This window comes from Nonomuraea sp. NPDC003754 (genome assembly GCF_053605785.1).
In genome coordinates, this window is record NZ_JBSGJX010000021.1 from 118069 (window position 1) to 131776 (window position 13708).

Annotated in this window: 15 protein-coding genes; 8 read left to right on the plus strand and 7 right to left on the minus strand. The window is 71.8% G+C overall.

Annotated features, from left to right (window positions below; genetic code table 11):
• The first annotated feature begins 40 nt into the window (after window positions 1-40).
• Window positions 41-709 (plus strand): FadR/GntR family transcriptional regulator, encoded by a 669-nt coding sequence (locus ACWEVS_RS25570; RefSeq protein ID WP_354904816.1) that lies wholly within the window; start codon window positions 41-43, stop codon window positions 707-709.
• A gap of 88 nt (window positions 710-797) precedes the next feature.
• Window positions 798-1325 (plus strand): hypothetical protein, encoded by a 528-nt coding sequence (locus ACWEVS_RS25575; RefSeq protein WP_449924805.1) that lies wholly within the window; start codon window positions 798-800, stop codon window positions 1323-1325.
• Between the two features lie 286 nt (window positions 1326-1611).
• On the opposite strand, the gene ACWEVS_RS25580 is transcribed toward ACWEVS_RS25575, so the two are convergent.
• The 3 genes from ACWEVS_RS25580 to ACWEVS_RS25590 all read right to left on the minus strand — a co-directional run bounded on the left by ACWEVS_RS25580 (window position 1612) and on the right by ACWEVS_RS25590 (window position 4061).
• The gene (locus tag ACWEVS_RS25580) at window positions 1612-2838 is read right to left on the minus strand and encodes an alpha/beta hydrolase family protein (protein ID WP_452553680.1); all 1227 of its coding nucleotides are present in this window, start codon (window positions 2836-2838) and stop codon (window positions 1612-1614) included.
• A 402-nt stretch (window positions 2839-3240) separates the two neighbouring features.
• Window positions 3241-3588 carry a winged helix-turn-helix domain-containing protein gene (locus ACWEVS_RS25585; RefSeq protein ID WP_452553682.1) on the minus strand — a complete coding sequence of 116 codons (348 nt, stop codon included), beginning with the start codon at window positions 3586-3588 and terminating at the stop codon, window positions 3241-3243.
• Window positions 3588-4061, minus strand: coding sequence for a hypothetical protein (locus ACWEVS_RS25590; protein WP_452553684.1), 474 nt, complete (start codon window positions 4059-4061; stop codon window positions 3588-3590). The genes ACWEVS_RS25585 and ACWEVS_RS25590 overlap by 1 nt, the downstream gene beginning before the upstream one ends.
• Window positions 4062-4273: 212 nt before the next feature.
• Between ACWEVS_RS25590 and ACWEVS_RS25595 the strand changes: the two genes are divergently transcribed.
• Window positions 4274-4765, plus strand: a complete 492-nt coding sequence (locus ACWEVS_RS25595; RefSeq protein ID WP_449924815.1) for a DUF2867 domain-containing protein — start codon at window positions 4274-4276, stop codon at window positions 4763-4765.
• On the opposite strand, the gene ACWEVS_RS25600 is transcribed toward ACWEVS_RS25595, so the two are convergent.
• Together ACWEVS_RS25600 and ACWEVS_RS25605 are read right to left on the minus strand one after the other, a co-directional pair.
• Complete coding sequence (locus ACWEVS_RS25600; protein WP_449924817.1) at window positions 4745-5218, minus strand: cupin domain-containing protein; 474 nt, start codon at window positions 5216-5218, stop codon at window positions 4745-4747. The genes ACWEVS_RS25595 and ACWEVS_RS25600 overlap by 21 nt on opposite strands.
• 1007 nt (window positions 5219-6225) lie before the next feature.
• The gene (locus ACWEVS_RS25605; protein ID WP_452553685.1) at window positions 6226-6729 is read right to left on the minus strand and encodes a GlcG/HbpS family heme-binding protein; all 504 of its coding nucleotides are present in this window, start codon (window positions 6727-6729) and stop codon (window positions 6226-6228) included.
• 273 nt (window positions 6730-7002) lie between these two features.
• Here ACWEVS_RS25605 and ACWEVS_RS25610 point away from each other — a divergent pair, with 273 nt between their 5' ends.
• On the plus strand, window positions 7003-7281 hold the full coding sequence (locus tag ACWEVS_RS25610) for a DUF4031 domain-containing protein (RefSeq protein ID WP_449924822.1): 279 nt from the start codon (window positions 7003-7005) through the stop codon (window positions 7279-7281).
• A 341-nt stretch (window positions 7282-7622) separates the two neighbouring features.
• Here the strand turns inward: ACWEVS_RS25610 and ACWEVS_RS25615 are convergent, their stop codons facing one another.
• Together ACWEVS_RS25615 and ACWEVS_RS25620 are read right to left on the minus strand one after the other, a co-directional pair.
• On the minus strand, window positions 7623-8270 hold the full coding sequence (locus ACWEVS_RS25615; protein WP_452414346.1) for an HD domain-containing protein: 648 nt from the start codon (window positions 8268-8270) through the stop codon (window positions 7623-7625).
• A 148-nt stretch (window positions 8271-8418) separates the two neighbouring features.
• Window positions 8419-9042: an alpha-ketoglutarate-dependent dioxygenase AlkB gene (locus ACWEVS_RS25620; RefSeq protein ID WP_452553687.1), complete on the minus strand. Its 624-nt coding sequence runs from the start codon at window positions 9040-9042 to the stop codon at window positions 8419-8421.
• Between the two features lie 490 nt (window positions 9043-9532).
• Here ACWEVS_RS25620 and ACWEVS_RS25625 point away from each other — a divergent pair, with 490 nt between their 5' ends.
• Genes ACWEVS_RS25625 through ACWEVS_RS25640 form a run of 4 tightly spaced genes read left to right on the plus strand, consistent with a single transcriptional unit; the run spans window position 9533 to window position 13706 of the window.
• Window positions 9533-10675 (plus strand): aminotransferase class V-fold PLP-dependent enzyme, encoded by a 1143-nt coding sequence (locus ACWEVS_RS25625; RefSeq protein ID WP_452553689.1) that lies wholly within the window; start codon window positions 9533-9535, stop codon window positions 10673-10675.
• 18 nt (window positions 10676-10693) lie between these two features.
• Entirely contained in the window at window positions 10694-12001 is a 1308-nt protein-coding gene (locus tag ACWEVS_RS25630; protein WP_452553690.1) for an ABC transporter substrate-binding protein, read from the plus strand.
• On the plus strand, window positions 11998-12900 hold the full coding sequence (locus ACWEVS_RS25635; protein WP_449924835.1) for a carbohydrate ABC transporter permease: 903 nt from the start codon (window positions 11998-12000) through the stop codon (window positions 12898-12900). Before ACWEVS_RS25630 ends, ACWEVS_RS25635 begins: the two co-directional genes overlap by 4 nt.
• Entirely contained in the window at window positions 12897-13706 is an 810-nt protein-coding gene (locus ACWEVS_RS25640; RefSeq protein WP_452414355.1) for a carbohydrate ABC transporter permease, read from the plus strand. The genes ACWEVS_RS25635 and ACWEVS_RS25640 overlap by 4 nt, the downstream gene beginning before the upstream one ends.
• Window positions 13707-13708 lie beyond the last annotated feature (2 nt).

Here is a 13708-nt window from a genome sequence, read left to right on the forward strand (position 1 = left end):
CTAGAGTTATCAGACATCAGATGTTTAGAGAAGAGGACTGATGCGGAACGTGGGCCGGATCTCGCTTGTCGACGCCGCCATCGCCGAGCTGCGACAGGAGATCGCGAGCGGGGCCTGGCCGGTCGGCGGCAAGATCCCGTCGGAGAGCCAGCTGGCCGCCTCTTTGGGGGTGAGCAGGCTGTCGGTGCGCGAGGCCGTACGGGTGCTCGTGCACGCGGGGTTGCTGACGACCAGGCAGGGCGACGGCACGTACGTGACGGCCAGCGACGAGTCGCAGGTGGCCCTGCGCCGGCGCCTGGACAGGGCGGCCGCCATGGACATCATCGACGTGCGGCGCGGCCTGGACCTGGTGGCGGCGCGGCTGGCGGCCACCAAGCGGACGGACGAGGATCTCGAGCTGATGCGGCAGGCCCTGGCCCGCCGGGCCGAGGCCGGCCGCTCGGTGAACCTGGACGCCTTCGCCGACGCCGACGTCGACTTCCACCTGCTGGTGGCGCAGGCGGCGCACAACCCGGTGCTGGGCGACCTGTACCGGAGCATGAGCGACGCGCTGCGGGACAGCGTGCGCAGCGACCACTGCATGGAGCGGGCGGTGCTGGGCTCGGACACCTCGCACGAGCGGCTGCTGGCGGCGATCGAGGCGGAGGACGCCGCCACGGCGGTGTCGGTGGCCCTGTCCATCCTCGACCAGCAGGAGAAGGATCTGTAGGCCACTCGACGCGCTCCCCCGCGCGGGGGAGCGTTTTCCCTCTGCCATGGGAGGCCGCCGGCTGGCTTCCCGGCGGAGAGTGGACCGCATGTCCACCCTTGTCGACCGGTACATGCCCGACCCCGAACACGCCGAGCGGCACTCGATCGTCATCCACGCCTCCCGGGAGCGGGTCTGGGCCGCCCTCCACGACCTGAAGCCGGGCGACGTCAGGGCCGCCCGGCCGCTGTTCGCCGCCCGCGACCTCCTCTCCCGCCTTCTCCACGGGCATCCGCAGCGGGACCTGCCGGTGTTCGACGTGCTCGACGAGGTGCCGGGCAGCGAGATCGTGCACGGTGTGGTCGGCCAGTGGTGGCGGCTCGGCGCGGCCGGCACCGTCCCCGTCGCCGACTTCGCCGCCTTCGACCGTCCCGGCTACGCCAAGGCGGTCGTCGGCTTCCGCCTGTCCGACCTCGGCCGGGGCCGGATCCTGCTGACGACCGAGACCCGCCTGATCACCACCAGCCCCGACGCCCGCCGGGCGATGGCCCGCTACTGGGCGGTGATCAGGCTGGGCAGCGGCTTCGTGCGCCGCGTCATGCTGGCCGCGCTCAAGCGGCGCGCGACGGGCCGATGACCGCGACACGCCGAGCTCGGGCCGGCTGACTCCCGCGCCGGACACGCCGAGCAGGGGCCGGCGTGCTCCGGCACCGACTTCGGCCGCTCAGGCCCTGGCCGAACGGCTGTTTCTCCGGGTGCTTCGTGCGACCTCGGTAGGCGTGCCCTCCGCCCAGGGCGCGAGGCCGAGATCGCACCAGGGACGAGGGGTCACGCCTGCTCGCCGGGAACCACGCTGGCCGGCGGCGGTCCGGGGCGACGGCCGCGCCCGGTGCCGGTGGGTGTGCTGGGCGCCCGGCAGGACGTCAGCGCCAGAACCTCACCTCGGGATAGCGCCGGGAGGGCCGGTCGAGCAGCGGCTGGTGCCGTCCGCCGAGGTGCAGGTCGAAGAAGGCGCCGACGTACCGGCGGGTGATCTCGGCCGCGCGGGCCCCGGACAGCGGCGTGCCGAGGTCGATGCCGCCCTGCTCCAGGAGCAGCGGATAGTCGGTGAAGGACCCGTGGTCGCCACCGTCCACGGTGAGCCAGCGCTTCCAGCCCGTCATGCGCTTCCAGTCACGTCCCCACGTGAAGTCCTGCCCGCCGGGCTCGTGGACCTTCCCCGCGCCCATCATCAGGAACGGGCGGTCGAGCCCCTCGCCGGGGGCCGGGACGAAGAACGGTCCGTCCATGTTGACGCCGGCCCGCACCCGGGAGTCGTTGAGCACGGTCCATGCGGCGCTGCTGCCGCCCAGGGAGTGCCCCGCCACCCCGATCCTGGAGCGGTCGATCAGCTCGCCGCCCTTCCAGGCGGGCCGTGGCCCGGTCAGCCGGTCGAGCACGAAGGCGATGTCGGGCTGGCGGCCCCTGGTGGCCTTGTCACCGAACGTCCAGGCCTCCTTCTCCTGCTCCGCGCAGGCGACGCAGGTCGCGGTGCGGCCGTCGGGAAGGCTCGTGCCGTAGGACTCGTAGGTGTGGTCGATCCCCGCCACGACGTACCCCTTGCTCGCCAGGTCCTCCGCCAGGATCGTCAGCGAGGAGCGGGGCATGGTGAACCCCGGCGACAGCACGACGAGGGGCAGGCTCCGCCGGCGGCCGACCGGCGCGGCGCCGGCGATCGCGTTGGTCCTGGTCCTGCTCAACGTGTCTCCGGGCACGCCGGTGATCTTCTGCCCCTTCAGCAGCAGCGCCGACTCCTCCGCCGTCATGTACGGCACCCGCCGTCCGGTGGAGGTCTTCGCCGGGTACCACAGCGACACCATGAGCCGGCGCGCCTTCTCCTCGGGCACCCACGGGTCCGGGCGGGAGTCGTCCACCAGGTGCAGCGTGGTGGCGCCCACCGCGCGGGGGCCGCTCGGCCTGGGCAGGACACCCGGCGAAGCGGGGGACGGCGAAGCCGGCGAAGCGGAGGGCGAGGCAGGGGACGGCGAGGCGGGGGACGGCGAGGGCGGTTCGGCGGCGCGGGCGGACGCGGTGGCCGTCAAGGGGGTCGCCGTGAACGCGAGCAGCGCGATGCCGGCGGCCAGCGCGCCGCGGATGGTCGTCTTTGACATGGTGACCATGCTGGTGGCGGGCGGCCGGGGAGCGCCTCGGCCCAAAGATCCATTGTCGGATGCGACTTTGGGAGCGGGCCGCCGCGGCGCATCCGCCCCGGATCGGAGGGGTCCCGACCCAGCCGCCGCGCCCTGAACCGGTTCTCCCCCGATGTCCCGCCCTACGGTCACCGGCAGCCCTCAACCCCCAGCCGAACCCCCGCACCCTGAACCGGTTCTCCCCCGATGTCCCGCCCTACGGTCACCGGCAGCCCTCAACCCCCAGCCGAACCCCCGCGCCCTGAACCGGTTCTCCCCCGATGTCCCGCCCTACGGTCACCGGCAGCTCTCAGCCCCCAGCCGAACCCCCGCACCCTGAACCGGTTCTCCCCCGATGTCCCGCCCTACGGTCACCGGCAGCTCTCAGCCCCCGGCTGTGCCGGCATGGCCTTGGTCGTCCCTCGGGTGCTGTTCCGCCGGCGTCCTGGCGAGTTCGACGATTCGTTCCAGTGCCGCCGCGTGCCGCCGGAAGGCGTGCCGTCCTTCGGAGGTGAGCTGCACGAAGGTGCGCCGCGCCCGCTTGTCCTGCCCCTTGCGGACCGCGACGTACCCGGCGGCGGCCAGGGCGGAGACCTGCTTGGACAGCGCCGAGTCGCTGGTTTCGACCGCGTCCCTGAGGAAACCGAAGTCCACCCAGTCGGCAGGCGCCAGCACCGCGACGATCGACAACCGCGCGGGAACGTGCAGGAACTCGTCGAACAGCGGGTCCATCAGCCGCGCCTACCGTCCTGCACGACGATCCTCTTCAAGACCCGGCGGGCCAGGGGAATGATCGCCACGTACGTCACGGCTGACGCGGCCCCGGCGACGGTGGCCTGGGACGGCAGTCCGTGCGCCGGCACGCCGAACACGAAGAAGGCGACGATCCTGGTGACGGCGAAGACGAGCAGGAGGCCGACCGTCAACGCCACATAGATTCCCACCTCCTCGCTGGTGGCCTTCCTGCGGACGGAGGACCAGTGCGCGTACACGATGCCGATGCCCGCATACAGGCCGAACCCGAGCAGAGTGCCGGCGATGGACCACGGGCGAGGGAGGTCGATCGCCGCGAACCCGGCGAAGATGCCGAGCGCCGAGACGACCACGTAGGGCAGCGGGAACATCTGGCGGACGATCGCGTCGCGGGTCTTGTCCTGGAGGCGCCTGATGTCGTCGAGCGAGGACTGGGCGTTCTGAGGGTCCATGGGCCTTCCCTGATGTCGACTACTTTCCTCTCAGGAAAGTAGCACCTGTTTTCCTCACAGGAAAGTGGTCAGCGGCCGTGCGCCTGGCGATCCTCCACAGGGCCTACTCGGTGGCCACCCGCCCGCCGTACCGGCCCGAGCCGCCCGCCCGAACGGGCCGCCAGCCCGGATGTAACATAATTCTAGAGGATACTCTCTAAAAAGGAGGATGCATGGGCACCGACTTCGCCGCCTTGCGCGCCCTGACCGGCTCCGGCGACTTCACCGACACGCTGCCGGTCCGCGCCCGGGGGACCCTGCGCGAGTTCGTCGCGGGCGCGCTCGGATGGGAACCCGGCTGGCTGCGGCTCCTGTACCGGATGCGGGGCGTGTTCGCTCGGATGCTGCGCACGGCCCACCCGGACGTCCAGCCGGGATCGGGCGGCATGCGGCCCGAGGACATCCCGTTCACGCCGGGCCGCAGGATCGGGTTCTTCCGGGTCGTCGAAGGCGTCGAGGACCGGCACCTGTTGCTGGAGGCGAGCGACTCGCACCTGGCCGCCTACCTGGCGGTCGTCTCCGACGGAGACGACCGCTTCCGGATGGTGACCGTGATCAGGTATCTGCACTGGACCGGCCGGCTCTACTTCGCCGTCATCCGGCCCTTCCACTGGATCGTGGTACGCGGCATGGCGCGGGCGGGCTCAGCCGTCCAGGGGCGGTAACGGGCCGAGCGTGGTCACACCGTACGTCGCGTCGAGGGCGCGCATGGTCTCCTCCGGGAGATCACCCGCCTCGGCGCGACGGTGGATGTCGCGGAAGAACCCCTCGGTGCCACCGGGCACGAAGATCGTCAGCTTGCGCCCTCCCGAAGGCCCCGCACGCAGACCGTGCGGGCATCCCGGTGGCACGAACACCACGGCGCCCGCCTCGGCCGACAACCACCGCCCCGCCACGTGATAGTCGTAGTGCCCCTCCAGGATGTACCAGAGCTCCGCGACCTCGTGGGTGTGCAGCACGGTCGAGAAGCCGGGCGGATCCGCGCTCTCCAGCATGCCCATCGCGCCCCCTGTGAGCTCGCTGGACGCCTTGATCCGCATGGGCGTGAGCTGCGGGGTGGCGGCGGCCTCGCCCTCTCCTGCGGGCAGCAGGTACGGCTGCGCGAGATCGCCCGTCATGACGCGACCGGACGCTCGTGCGGGCCGCCCGCGACCGCATCGCGGCTCCGGCACGCCCCGGCATGATCCGCCACCCGGGAATTCGACATCGGCCGGGAATCCACCATCGGCCGAGGGCCCGCCGCCGGTCGGAGATCCGCCATGGGCCGGGAATCCCCCATCGGCCGGGAGTTCGGCATCGGCCGGGAGTTCGGCATCGGCCGGGGATCCGCCGGCCAGGAATCCGCCGATTGGGGATTCACCGCCGGCCAGGAATCCGCCGGTCGGGGATGCGAGAACCTACGGAGCGTGGCCGTCAGCCGGCTCCGCTGCTCTACGCAGGCCGGTGACAAGGGGGAATCGCGGCGCGACGGCCCATCGCATGAGAAAACGTGCATCAGGTGACCTCCGGCCTCCCACGATTCCCGACAGGACGATCCGGCGGCCTCCCTCGCACGGGATTTCGCTGGTGATCTTCATCACCCTCCTGCGGCATGCCGTGCGGCCGCCCCGGCAACAGGAACACGCGGCGGGACAGACCGACGCCCATCTCCGTGCGGCCTTGATTCGGGGGGTGGTCCCAACGCCGGTCTCGGCGCGGCCCGATCCGAGGTTGGCCCCGACGATCGTCACGATGCGGCCCGATCCGGTAGACCAACCCCCATCTCCGTGCGGCCTTGATTCGGGGGGTGGTCCCAACGCCGGTCTCGGCGCGGCCGGATCCGGGTTGGTCCCGACGATCGTCACGGCGCGACCCGGTCCGAGGTCGGTCGCGATTCCGATCTCGCCGAGGCCGGGGGCGAGGGTTGGCCCCGAGTCGCGTGCCGGGGCGCCGTTACGAGCCCGGGCCACGCGCGATCGAGGAGCGTATCCCTGGACAGCGCCAGCCCCGCGCCCTCGGGTGGCGCGGGGGACGGCGTGCCGTACCGGATGGTCGGCCGCACCCGCTGACCTGAGGAGCGGGGGCCACCCCAGGTCAGCGGGTCGGGTCAGTGGGTCGGCGGGTCGGCGGGCAGCAGTGGAGCGGGTCAGCCAAGGCCCTGGACGGCCTTGAGGCCGGCCTGGGCGAGGGCCTCGTCGATGTCGCCGGAGGGTGCGCCGCCGACGCCGATGCCCGCGATCGGGGCGCCGTCGACGGCCACGGGGATGCCGCCGCCGAGCAGGAGCGTGCCGGGGATGGCCGCCAGCGCCTGGTTCTTCGCCAGCGCGCTGGTCGCCTGGCCGAAGCTCACCGCGGTGAACGCCTTGCGCCTGGCCGACTCCTCCGTCTGCGGACCGGCGCCGTCACCCTTGAGGATCAGGCGGGTGGCGCCGGAGCGGTCCACGATCGCGACGGTCACACGCTGCTTCTGCTTGGCCGCCTCCTTCTGCACCGCGTCGGCGATCTTCAGGGCGGCGTCGGCGGACAGCACCTTGGTCTCGACGACGGCCGGGTCCGCGGCCGCGGCCCGCGCGACCTGGGTGGTGGCCAGGCCGCTGGTGAGAGCGATGGCGGCGACGGCTCCAGCGACCAGGCGGGTACGGATCTTCATGGTGTCGGTTCTCCAGGTCGGAACGGCTTGACGTGTTCCAGGTTGCCGTCGCGGCCTGCCGGGGCCATCAGGGGTCTGGATGAACCTCCCATCAACCGATCGGTTGATGCCATCGCCCGGGGAGCGGCCCACCGCCTGATCCGCGGTGGCTGGGTCTCCTGCCGCGGGGTGGGGCCGGCGCGCGGTTCGAGCTGGTCCAGCCCCAAGGACTGGCGGAAGTGCCGCGGTTTCGGGGCGCCGCCTCACGGCGCGGGTGGCTTTACGCTTGACGGCGTGACGGTGCTGATCGATCCCCCGAACTGGCCCGGTCCCCGGGGGCTGCTGTGGTCCCATCTGGTCAGCGACCGCTCGCTGGAGGAGCTGCACGAGTTCGCGGAGCTGCTGGGGGTGCCGGCGCGGGCCTTCGACAGGGACCACTACGACGTGCCGGAGACGGTGCACTCGCGGGCCGTCTCGCTGGGCGCCGAGCCGGTCAGCTCCAGGGAACTGCTGGCCCGCCTCATCGCCGCCGGCCTGCGCCACCGCAAGCGCCGCTCCCCGGAACCCCGCTGACCCAGGACGATACACGCGACAAGCCGGGGCCCGCCGACGCCCCTGACCGCAGGACGACGGCACACCCCACACGAGACCAGCGAGGGTACGCCGACGCCGCTGACCGCACTGCGCGAGACCAGCCAGGCACGCCGAAACCGCTGACAGTAGGACGACGGCACACCCTGCGCGAGACCAGCCAGGCACGCCGACACCGCGGACCGCAGGACGACGGCGCACCCTGCGCGAGACCAGCCGGGGCACGCGACGCCGCCTGATCGCGGGGCGGTGGGGCCCGAGCGGCCGGGATCCGTCCGTGACTGCGTTGACCGCAGGGTGGCGCACGAGAAGACCGGCGCGGCTCAGGCTTCGAGGGTGGCCAGTTCGGCGCTCATGTTGGCGCGGGCCCTCGCCTCCCACAGGTCGTGGGCGAGCGGCGTGCGATAGAGCCGGGGCGCGTCCATCAGCCGGCGCAGCACCTGGGCCCGGCCGGGCCGGAACAGCTCGTCGGGCACGTGCGCGTACTCCTGTCTGACGGCCCGCGCGTATGCCGCGTAGTCGTCGCCGGCGAGGACGGCGAGGTCGGCGTCGCACAGCACCGCCCCGTTCGCGTCCCGCCCGCGCCCAGGCGAGGAGGGCGGCTCGGTGGTGTAGTCGGGGTCGTGCGTGGCGGTGAGGCGGACGAGCCTGGCCACCTCGGCCACCCGAGCCTGCGGCAGACCGCATCTCGCCAGCCGGGACTGGGCCAGCTGGGCGCTGCGTTCCTCGTCCGAGCCGGCCTTGCCCTCGTACACCGCGTCGTGGAACCACGCGGCCAGCCGTACCGCGTCGGCGTCGCCGGCAAGGTGCGCCAGCGTGTCGACGGCGCGCAGGACCGCGCGCAGGTGGTCGAGGGTGTGGTACCGGCGATGCGGCTCGGCCCATCGGGCGACCAGCTCGGCGCCCGTGGCCGCGGCGGCGGGCGACGGCCCCACGAGCGTGATCCAACCTGCGGTCAGGGTATGTGGCACGAGCCGAGCGTACTGATCGGGCGCGAGGTCGGCGGACACCCCGGGGCGGAACCGGATGCTGACGCACGAGCTGATCCGGCGCGAAGGTCAGCGGACGCTCCGGGGCCGGAACCGGATGCTGGCGCCCGAGCCGAGCGTAGCGCGAAGGTCAGCGGACGCCGCGGGGGCGGAACTGGATGCTGACGCGCGGCCCGACCGGGCGGGCCGTCTTCGGGATCGCGTGCTCCCAGGTGCGCTGGCAGCTGCCGCCCATCACCAGGAGGTCGCCGTGGCCGAGCTCGTGCCGCACGGTCGCGCCGCCACCGCCGCGGGGCCGCAGCATGAGGGCCCGCGGGGCGCCGACGGAGACGATGGCCACCATGGTGTCCTCGGTGCTGCCCCGCCCGATGGTGTCGCCGTGCCAGGCCACGCTGTCGCGGCCGTCGCGGTAGAAGCACAGGCCCGCCGTGGCGAACGGCTCGCCGAGCTCGGCGCCGTAGTGGGCGTCGAGCGCTGCCCTGGCCTCGTCCAGCACCGGGTCGGGCAGCTCCTGCCCCTCCTCGTAGAAGGCCAGCAGGCGGGGCACGTCGACCACCCGGTCGTACATGTGACGCCGCTCGGCCCGCCATCGCACTCTGGTGATCAGCCGGTCGAGCAGGGCGTCGGCACCGCCGATCCAGCCGGGCCTGAGGTCGATCCAGGCGCCGTGGCCCAGGTCGACGCGCCTGACCGTGGATCCGAGCGGCCCGGGGCCTTCGGCGGCGAACAGGTCGAGCAGCGAAGCCTGAAACATGTGTTCGAGTATAGGTCGTGACCGGCGGGAATGACAGCCGCGGACGCTTCGGCAAGTGGACGCTTGCACTCCATAAGTGCGGCCGGCCGGTGGACACTCGGGGGCCCGGCCCTTCCCGCGCTCCACCCCCAGGAGTGGCGATGAGAATTGCGCGAACCCTGTCGAAGGCGGCCGTGGTCGCCCTGACGCTCAGCCTGGCGACCGGTGGCCTGACCGCCGCCCGGGCCGACTCCCTCTCGTTACCCCCGGCCCCCGCGTCCGCGGCGCGATCGGGCCCGGCACCGTCCGGCGACGAGCCGCCACCGGCGGGCGAGGCCACGGCCGCCAGCCCTCTACGGCGTGACGGACTTCAGCGGTGTCACGCTGACCACCGAGTACTGAGAAAGCATCGGGCGCGCACGGGGTCTTCCCGGCGCGCCCGAATTACCCTATATTGAACGCTCATATCTACCCCCCACCCCTGGAGTCCCCCATGGCACGCCTTGTTGATATGAACGTTCAACTCGCGCGCTACCTGGGGCGATTCGACGAGCTGCCCGGCTATCTCGACTTCGCCAGGGTCGGCCCGATCTCACACGACGTCGCCATGACCCTGGTCGAGGCGGCCCGCGCGAGCAGGGGCGAGCGGGCGGTGGACACGCTGGCCGCCCGGCTCGAGGAGGCGCGGCGGAACACCGCCGGCTTCCTGCGGGCCACGCCGCACGAGGTCGCCTTCGTCTCCTCGACCAGCCACGCGCTGTTCGCGGCGGCAGCCGCCCTCCAGGGCGGCACGGTGCTGGTGCGCCGCGGCGAGTTCCCCGCCAACGTCTATCCGTGGCTGCGCCTGCAGGATCGCGGCGGGCCACGCGTGCGGTGGATCGACGCCCCCCGGGTGACCCCCGAGGTCGTGGCCGCCCACCTCACCTCCGACGTCAGGGCGCTGGCGGTCAGCGCCGTGGACGCGCTGACCGGCCATCGGCCCCCGCTCGGCGCGCTCAAGGAGGTCCTCGGCCGCGACCGGGTCCTGGTCGTGGACGCCATCCAGGGCCTGGGCGCCGTTCCCCTGGAGGTGGAGGCGGCCGACGTCCTGGCCTCCGGCGGCCAGAAATGGCTCAGGGCGGGGTGGGGCGCCGCCGCCCTGCTCGTCCGCGACCGGGTCTCGGGCCACCTCTCCCCCGGCATCGGCGGCTGGTCCGGCGTCCGCGAACCCCTGGCGGAACAGGCCCCCGCACCCGCCCCGGACGGCACGAGCGGCCATCCACGCGAGCCGCTCCCCGGCGCGGCGGCGCACACCATGACCAACCCCGACTACCCGGCTGTCGCCGCGTTCGGCGTCGCCCTCGATCTCGTCACCACCGTGGGCGTGGATGCCATCGCCGCCAGGCTCGCCGACACCCTCGGCGCCCTCCTGGACACCGCCAGAGCCGCGGGTGCGGAGATCCCGCACGACGACCTGCCCCCTGAGGAGCGCGGCGGCATCGCCTGCTTCCGCCTCCCCGGGCACGATCCCGCGGACGTCCATGCCGCCCTCGCGCGAGCAGGGCTCACCACCACCCTGCGCGGCCCGTGGATCCGGCTGTCCCCCCACGCCACCACCCCCAGCCAGGCCGTGGACCGCCTGGCCGAGGGACTGCGTATCACACGCAGGCCCTGACCCCCCGAAAGGAAAGAAATGATCAACCGTCGCGCGGCCCTGGCCGTCGTCCTCACCGGAGCACTCGCCGCGGCCTGCGGCTCCTCCCCCGACGCGGAGCAGAACGGCCCCGTCACGATCACCGTCTGGTCGTGGAAGCCCGCCAGTGAGGGCCTGGCCGCCGTGGCCAAGGACTTCGAGAAGGCCAACCCGAACATCAAGGTCAACGTCCAGGCGATCGGCAACCCCGCCATCTGGGACAAGATCACCATCGGCATGGCCGCCGGCGGCAAGGGCCTGGGAGACGTGCTGCACATCGGCATCGACTACCTGCCCGGCTACATGGACAAGTTCCCCGGCGGCCTCGCCGACCTGCGCAAGCTGGGCGCCGACAAGTACAAGGACGCCTTCGCCAAGGGGCTGTGGCCGACGGTGACCGGCAAGGACGGCGGCGTCTACGCGATGCCGTGGGAGGTCAACCCGGTCGGCTTCTTCTACCGCAAGGACCTGTTCGACAAGGCGGGCGTCGACGCGGAGAAGATCACCACCTGGGACGAGGCGATCGAGGCGGGCAAGAAGCTGAAGGAGAAGACCGGCGCCTTCCTCCTCGGCCTCAACAAGCCGGCCGCCGGCAGCGTCGACATGGACCTGTACCAGTCGCTGCTCCAGCAGCAGGGCGCCTTCTACTTCAACCGGGAGGGCGAGGTCACGCTCGGCTCCGCGCCTGCCGTCCAGGCCATGACCCTGCTCAAGAAGATGAACGACGCGGGCATCCTCGCCGACACCTCCGGCGAGGGCACGGCCAAGCAGATGATCGGCAGCGGCAAGCTGGCCGCGCTTCCCTGGGCGGCCTGGGCGGTCAGCTACATCCCCGAGATGCGTCCCGAGCAGAAGGGCCTGTGGCGGGTCATGCAGCCGCCGGCCGTGACACCGGGCGGCAAGCGCGCCGCGATCGTCAACTCCACGCACCTGTCGGTGTCGGGCACCAGCACGCACCAGAAGGAGGCGTTCGCGTTCGTCGAGTACGCGCTGACCAAGCCCGAGGTGATCAACAAGGTCTTCGCGGAGGGCGGCGTGTTCCCGGCGCTGACCGCGGCCTACTCCGACCCCAGGTTCACCGCGCCCCAGCCGTACTTCGGCGACCAGCCGGCGCTCAAGACGTTCGTCGACGCGCTCACCGAGGGCGCCGACGCCACCTACTACTCCGGCGACTACGCCAGGGCGCTGAAGCTCGCCAGTGACGCGCAGACGAAGGTGCTGCTCAAGGGCGCCGATCCGGCCGCGGCGCTGACCGAGGCCGCCACGCAGCTGGCCCAGCAGACCAACAGGAAGCCGGCCGCCGGATGACGCTCACCCTGTCCAGGCCGCGGGAGCGGGCGGGGATCAGGCGGTCGTTCGTCACCCGGCGCAACGTCCCCTACCTGCTGGTCGTGCCCGCGCTCGCCGGCTTCCTGGTCTTCAAGGCGTATCCGATCCTCGCCGCGATGTACATCAGCCTGACCACCGGCGCGGGCGCGGCCCGCACCTTCGTCGGGCTCGACAACTACGTCCGGCTGGTCAACGACCCGCTGTTCTGGACCGCGCTCTGGAACACCGGGCTGATCCTGGTCGTCCAGGTCCCGATCATGCTGTTCCTCGCGCTGCTGCTGGCGCTCGGGCTCAACTCCGCCTCCCTCCGGCTCCGCGGCCTGTGGCGGCTCGGCGTCTTCATGCCGAGCCTGACCGGCCTGGTCGCCTACGGCGTGATGTTCTCGGTGATCCTGCGCAAGGACGCGGGCCTGCTCAACTGGCTGCTCAGCTTCTTCGGCGTGACGCCCATCGACTGGCTGGGCAGCCCCTTCTGGGCCCGCATCTCCATCGTCATCGCCCTGACCTGGCACTACACCGGCTACAACGCGGTGATCTACCTGGCCGGCCTGCAGAGCATCGCCAAGGAGCTGTACGAGGCGGCGATGGTGGACGGCGCGGGCCCGGTCCGCCGGTTCTGGTCGATCACGGTGCCGCAGCTGCGGCCGATCCTGGCGCTGACCGTGGTGCTGTCGACGATCGGGACGCTGCAGCTGTTCGACGAGCCGTTGGTGCTGACCGGCGGGGGGCCCGACAACTCCACGCTGACGATCTCCCTTTACCTGTACCTGAACGGCTTCCGCTACTTCGACTTCGGTTACGCCGCGGCGATCGCCTACGCCCTGACGTTGATCGTGGCCGGGTTCGGCATCGCACAGATGAGGTTGCAGAAGACATGAAAGGCTGGACGCTGACTTTCGTGCTGGCCGTGGTGTTCGGGCTGTGCGTCGGCCCGTTCTACTGGCTGGCCATGGCCGCCACCCACGCCAACTCCGACATCTTCTCCTGGCCGCCGAAGTTCTACCCGGGCGACCAGCTCGTGGCGAACACGGCCAAGCTGGAGGAGTCGATCGGGCTGGTCACCGTGCTGGGCAACACCCTGTACGTGGCGGTGGTGCAGACCGCGGGCGCGATCGTGGTGTCGCTGCTGGCGGGTTACGCCTTCGCCAAGTTCACCTTCAAGGGCCGCAATCTGCTGTTCGTGCTGCTGCTGTCGACGCTCGTCATTCCCACCGGCGTCACCATCATCCCGATCTTCGAGATGATGAACGACATCGGCCTGATCGACAGCTATCCGGCGCTGATCCTGCCCAGCCTGTCGGTGCCGTTCGGCATCTTCCTGATGCGGCAGTCGCTGCTGGCCATACCCGACGAGCTGCTGGACGCCGCGCGGGTCGACGGCGCGGGCGAGCTGCGGGTGCTGTGGCGGGTGGTGGTCCCGGTGATGCGGCCGGTCCTGGCGGCGCTGGCGGTCTTCCTGTTCCTCGGCGCGTGGAACGACTTCCTGTGGCCGCTCATCGCGATGCGCACGCCCGAGATGTACACCCTGCCCGTGGCCCTCGCCAGCCTGCTGGGGCTGGCCAAGACCGACTTCGGCCAGGTCATGGTGGGCACGGCGATCTCCTCGCTGCCCATGATGATCCTCTTCCTCGTTCTCCAAAGACAGTTCATCTCCGGCCTGCTGGCCGGTGCCACGAAGGGATAGAC

Coding starts and splice junctions, on each gene's coding strand:
- ACWEVS_RS25570 (WP_354904816.1), top strand. CDS start 41: ATGCGGAACGTGGGCCGGATCTCGCTTGTCGACGCCGCCATCGCCGAG.
- ACWEVS_RS25575 (WP_449924805.1), top strand. CDS start 798: ATGTCCACCCTTGTCGACCGGTACATGCCCGACCCCGAACACGCCGAG.
- ACWEVS_RS25580 (WP_452553680.1), bottom strand. CDS start 2,838: ATGTCAAAGACGACCATCCGCGGCGCGCTGGCCGCCGGCATCGCGCTG.
- ACWEVS_RS25585 (WP_452553682.1), bottom strand. CDS start 3,588: ATGGACCCGCTGTTCGACGAGTTCCTGCACGTTCCCGCGCGGTTGTCG.
- ACWEVS_RS25590 (WP_452553684.1), bottom strand. CDS start 4,061: ATGGACCCTCAGAACGCCCAGTCCTCGCTCGACGACATCAGGCGCCTC.
- ACWEVS_RS25595 (WP_449924815.1), top strand. CDS start 4,274: ATGGGCACCGACTTCGCCGCCTTGCGCGCCCTGACCGGCTCCGGCGAC.
- ACWEVS_RS25600 (WP_449924817.1), bottom strand. CDS start 5,218: ATGACGGGCGATCTCGCGCAGCCGTACCTGCTGCCCGCAGGAGAGGGC.
- ACWEVS_RS25605 (WP_452553685.1), bottom strand. CDS start 6,729: ATGAAGATCCGTACCCGCCTGGTCGCTGGAGCCGTCGCCGCCATCGCT.
- ACWEVS_RS25620 (WP_452553687.1), bottom strand. CDS start 9,042: ATGTTTCAGGCTTCGCTGCTCGACCTGTTCGCCGCCGAAGGCCCCGGG.
- ACWEVS_RS25625 (WP_452553689.1), top strand. CDS start 9,533: ATGAACGTTCAACTCGCGCGCTACCTGGGGCGATTCGACGAGCTGCCC.
- ACWEVS_RS25630 (WP_452553690.1), top strand. CDS start 10,694: ATGATCAACCGTCGCGCGGCCCTGGCCGTCGTCCTCACCGGAGCACTC.
- ACWEVS_RS25635 (WP_449924835.1), top strand. CDS start 11,998: ATGACGCTCACCCTGTCCAGGCCGCGGGAGCGGGCGGGGATCAGGCGG.
- ACWEVS_RS25640 (WP_452414355.1), top strand. CDS start 12,897: ATGAAAGGCTGGACGCTGACTTTCGTGCTGGCCGTGGTGTTCGGGCTG.